This is a genomic window from Salinibacterium sp., assembly GCF_031364185.1.
Classification (GTDB): domain Bacteria; phylum Actinomycetota; class Actinomycetes; order Actinomycetales; family Microbacteriaceae; genus Rhodoglobus.
Genome location: NZ_JANLVV010000096.1, coordinates 1 through 4,138, shown reverse-complemented (window position 1 = coordinate 4,138; position 4,138 = coordinate 1). Strand labels below are relative to the sequence as shown.

Annotated in this window: 5 protein-coding genes, 1 other RNA gene and 1 pseudogene; 3 read left to right on the top strand and 4 right to left on the bottom strand. The window is 62.3% G+C overall.

All coding sequences use genetic code 11. The features are described 5' to 3' along the window. Positions 1–258: pseudogene (locus tag RMN95_RS04655) on the top strand (hypothetical protein); the annotation flags it as partial. Between the two features lie 4 nt (positions 259–262). On the opposite strand, the gene RMN95_RS04650 reads toward RMN95_RS04655, so the two are convergent. Continuing rightward, a complete protein-coding gene (locus RMN95_RS04650) occupies positions 263–433 on the bottom strand; it encodes a methionine aminopeptidase (RefSeq protein ID WP_309615785.1) in 171 nt (56 codons plus the stop codon). 46 nt (positions 434–479) lie between these two features. Between RMN95_RS04650 and map the strand changes: the two genes are divergently transcribed. Both map and ppgK read left to right on the top strand, forming a co-directional pair. Beyond that, positions 480–1,364: a type I methionyl aminopeptidase gene (map, locus tag RMN95_RS04645; RefSeq protein WP_309615784.1), complete on the top strand. Its 885-nt coding sequence runs from the start codon at positions 480–482 to the stop codon at positions 1,362–1,364. Between the two features lie 59 nt (positions 1,365–1,423). After that, on the top strand, positions 1,424–2,167 hold the full coding sequence (gene ppgK / locus RMN95_RS04640) for a polyphosphate--glucose phosphotransferase (RefSeq protein WP_309615783.1): 744 nt from the start codon (positions 1,424–1,426) through the stop codon (positions 2,165–2,167). A gap of 13 nt (positions 2,168–2,180) precedes the next feature. Here the strand turns inward: ppgK and RMN95_RS04635 are convergent, their stop codons facing one another. From RMN95_RS04635 to rnpB, 3 genes are all read right to left on the bottom strand, one after another. Next, entirely contained in the window at positions 2,181–3,236 is a 1,056-nt protein-coding gene (locus tag RMN95_RS04635; protein ID WP_309615782.1) for a low specificity L-threonine aldolase, read from the bottom strand. A gap of 67 nt (positions 3,237–3,303) precedes the next feature. Next, positions 3,304–3,582, bottom strand: a complete 279-nt coding sequence (locus RMN95_RS04630; RefSeq protein ID WP_309615781.1) for a hypothetical protein — start codon at positions 3,580–3,582, stop codon at positions 3,304–3,306. A gap of 72 nt (positions 3,583–3,654) precedes the next feature. Beyond that, positions 3,655–4,025, bottom strand: an RNA gene (gene rnpB, locus RMN95_RS04625) — RNase P RNA component class A. Between the last annotated feature and the right edge of the window lie 113 nt (positions 4,026–4,138).

The following is a 4,138-nucleotide window of genomic DNA, read 5'->3' as shown; positions in this document are numbered from 1 at the left end:
CGACACCCCATCGTCGGAACCGTGCACGGAAGCGGCCTCTATCTCGGGCTTGAGTTAGTGCGCGATCGTGGAACCCTGGAGCCTGCGACCGAGGAGACGACGGCGATCTGCGAGAGGCTGCGTGAGCTGGGCATCATCATGCAGCCCACCTCGGACCGGCAGTGTGTGCTCAAGATAAAACCGCCGCTGTGCTTCACGCGACAGAGCGCAGACTTCTTCGTCGACACACTGGATGAGGTGCTGTCGACGGGATGGTGAATCTCTAGTCGCTCGCAGCATCGTCGGCGGCCCACCTGCGGGAGCGCTCCCGGGCGATCTGCGGGGCGCGCGTCGCTTCCTCCTTCGAGGAATACGGTCCATCGCGATCGGCGCCAAGGGACTGGGGGCCTTCCTCGACGACGCCCGTCTTGTTGTTGTACCACCACTCGGTCATGGCCACCTCCCTTTGTGTTGCTCCCATCGAAGCTAGGATCAACTGTATGCCTCGCGATGCACTGGGACACCTCGTCGCGGGCCGGATCTCCCCGGCTCGGCCGGTGCCTGCCAGCATCGCACGACCCGAGTATGTGGGCCGCCAGGGCCCCTCACCGTTCACCGGATCTGACGTGTATCCACCCCAGGCCGTCGATCGAATCCGGCAGTCCGGTGCTATCGCCGCTCAGGCCATCGACGCGGTTGGCGCGGCGATTCGCCCGGGCATCACCACCGACGAACTCGACAAAATTGCCCACGATCTGATCGTGTCCCACGGCGCGTATCCGTCGACGCTCGGCTACCGCGGTTTTCCGAAGTCAAGCTGCACCAGCATCAACGAGGTGATCTGCCACGGCATCCCCGACGATACCGAGCTCATCGACGGCGATATCATCAACATCGACATCACGGCCTTCAAGAACGGCGTTCACGGCGACCTGAACAGGACTTTCCTTGTCGGCGAGGCTGCTCCGGATGTCACGGCGCTGGTCGATCACACCCGCGAGGCCCTGGCGCGCGGCATCAAGGCGGTCGCGCCCGGTCGCCAGATCAACGTGATCGGTCGAGCGATCGAATCGTATGCCAGGAGATTCGGATATGGCGTCATCCGCGACTACACCGGCCACGGTGTCGGTGAAGCGTTCCACTCGGGCCTTGTCATCCCGCACTATGACGCTGCCCCAGATTTTGACCAACTGATCGAGGTCGGGATGGTGTTCACCATCGAACCGATGCTGACGCTCGGAACCGTGGAGCATCCCGGCTCAATCGAGTGGGAGCAGTGGGACGACGACTGGACCGTGGCCACGCGTGATAAGAGTTGGACCGCACAATTCGAGCACACACTCGTCGTCACTGAGCGCGGAACAGAAATTCTGACACTCCCCTGACCCCGGCAGACCAACTCCCCCGTGGCAGGCCGCATCGGCAGCACAGAAAGCAGATCACCATGGCACAGGCCCTCGGAATCGACATCGGCGGCACCGGAATCAAGGGAGCTGTCGTTGACACCGTGACCGGGGAGCTCGTCACCGATCGCGTCAAATTACCCACGCCGGAGGGTGGGTCGCCCGACGATATCGTCACAACCGTGGTCGCCCTGATCAAGAAAATCGGCGGGCTGGATGACGGTGTTCCGGTCGGGGTCTGCTTCCCCGCGATCGTACGGAACGGTCGAACGATGTCGGCCGCGAACGTGTCGAAGAAGTGGATCGGGCTGGAGGCGGAGGCGCTGTTCGAGAAGGCCCTGGGCCGTGACATCCACTTCGTGAATGATGCTGACGCTGCGGGCTATGCCGAAGTGCGATATGGCGCAGCGAAGGACGTGTCGGGGCTGGTATTGCTCACCACGCTCGGCACCGGAATCGGCAGTGCCCTGATCTACAACGGCGTGCTGGTGCCCAATTCGGAACTCGGTCACCTGGAACTGGATGGCAAGGATGCCGAGACCCGGGCGTCGTATGCGGCTAAGGAGCGCGAGAACCTCGACTGGAAGCACTGGACGAAGCGGCTGCAAAAGTACTACACGCATCTTGAATTGCTCTTCTCGCCAGACCTGTTTGTCGTCGGCGGTGGGGTCTCCAAAAACTACGAAGAATTCTTGCCCCTGCTCGACCTGCAGACGAAGATCGTGCCTGCCGTGCACCGCAACAACGCTGGCATCCTGGGCTCCGCGGCGCTTGCTGCGGACTAATCGCCGGCCCGGTTCAGCTCAGGATCGCGCTGACCCTGCTGCTGGCCCTCGTTGCCTCGAGCAGGTCATCGACGTCCGCCTCGGTGGTGTTGAAGGCTGTGACGAATCGAGCCCGCCCCGGCTCGCTTTCGTCATGGTAGAAGGAGAAGCCGCTGGTCAGAAGCGAATAAAACACGGGCTCCGGAAGTATCGCAAACAGCATATTCGCCCGGGGAGTGCCGAGAACTTCAACGCCGGGAATGCGCGCCAGGCCGTGCGCCAGATGCTCGGCCATGGCGTTGGCGTGTCTGGCGTTGTCGAGCCACAGGTCTTCGGCGAGGTACGCGTCGAGTTGAACAGACTGGAAACGCATCTTCGAGGCGAGCTGGCCTGCTCGCTTCTGGCGAAAACGCAGCCCCTCTGTTTTCGACCTGTCGAACACGATGATGGCTTCGGCGTTCATTGTGCCGTTTTTGGTCGCCCCGAATGACAGGATGTCGACGCCCGCGCGCCACGTCATATCGGCGGGGCTCACATTCAGGGCAACGAGGGCATTGGTGAATCGAGCGCCATCCATGTGCACGGCGAGGCCGGCATCATGGGCGATTGAGCCGAGCTCGCTCAGCTCATCCAGCGAATAGACGCTCCCCGTCTCCGTCGCCTGCGTAATGCTGACCACCGCGGGCTGGACGGAATGCACGACACCTCGCCCTCTGACGACGGCGGCGCTGAGGGCTGCCGGGGCAAGTTTGGCATCCGTCCCCGACAGGGGAATGAGCTTTGCTCCATTGGTGAAGAATTCCGGAGCTCCGGCCTCGTCGTTGTTCACATGGCTATCTGTGTGGCACAGCACCGCGCCCCACGGTGGAGTGAAGGCCGCGAGGGCGAGCCCGTTAGCGGCGGAGCCCGTGCTCACGATCAGCACATCGAGGTCGCACTCGAATAACTCGCGCAGCCGCTCCGTCACGCGCGCAGTGACGGGATCGTCACCGTAGGGAGCGGCGCGGCCAGAAGACTGCTCGACCATCGCTGCCAGAATTGCGGGCGACACCCCTGCCGTGTTATCGCTCGAAAAAACGCGCTCGTTCATGGTCAACCTCCCTGATCGCGCCAGGGGCGATGAACCTCAAGGATAAGTCATTGGCGGCACTCACGGTTCAGGGGCGAACGCCAAGGCCCGGAAACAGCAGCACCATGACACCGCCGAGCGCACCCATGATTCCGATGATCGCGAAGATGCGAAGCATCCCCTGCACGAGGTAATGCTCGACGCTCGACGCACTGCGCAGTGTCACCAAACAGAGCGCCACGGCGATAACCGACAGGGCGAAGAAGGGGTTGAAGGCCATCGAAGCCCCACCGAGGAGGAATCCGAACAGCGCGCTCATGATGGCGCGAGGAGTGACGAAGGCGTGGCCCGCCGGAAGTTCGGACATGGCGAGACTCTAAACGCCCACTCTGTGTGAAGGCTAGGTATTGTCTTTCTCACAATTCGAGGCAACTGATGGGGAATGGGCCGGCTGTTACGCCGGGTTCTGTCTTCGCCCGAGGGCGATGGACGGTCATCTATCTACGACGTACGTTGCCGCACGCCTCTAGCGGCCTACCCGGAAGCTGGACGAGCAGCCTTTAACGCTTCCTGTCTGACCTTGCTCCTGGCGAGGTTTACATAGCCGATCGGGTCACCCCGGCCGCTGGTGGTCTCTTACACCACCGTTTCACCCTTACCGTCGTGCATCGAAACACACGGTGGCGGTCTGCTTTCTGTTGCACTATCTCGCGGGTTACCCCGGGTGGGTGTTACCCACCGCCATGCTCTGCGGAGCCCGGACGTTCCTCGGGAAGCATTACTGCCCCACGCGACCGTCTTGCCGACCCACTCGGTTCGTAAGCATACCGCCCGTCAGACGTGATGCGTCTTACAAGCCGGACTCTGGCGTTCGCACGAGGATAGCTTCGCTGGATGCACACATGATTACCTCGTCGGGAGAC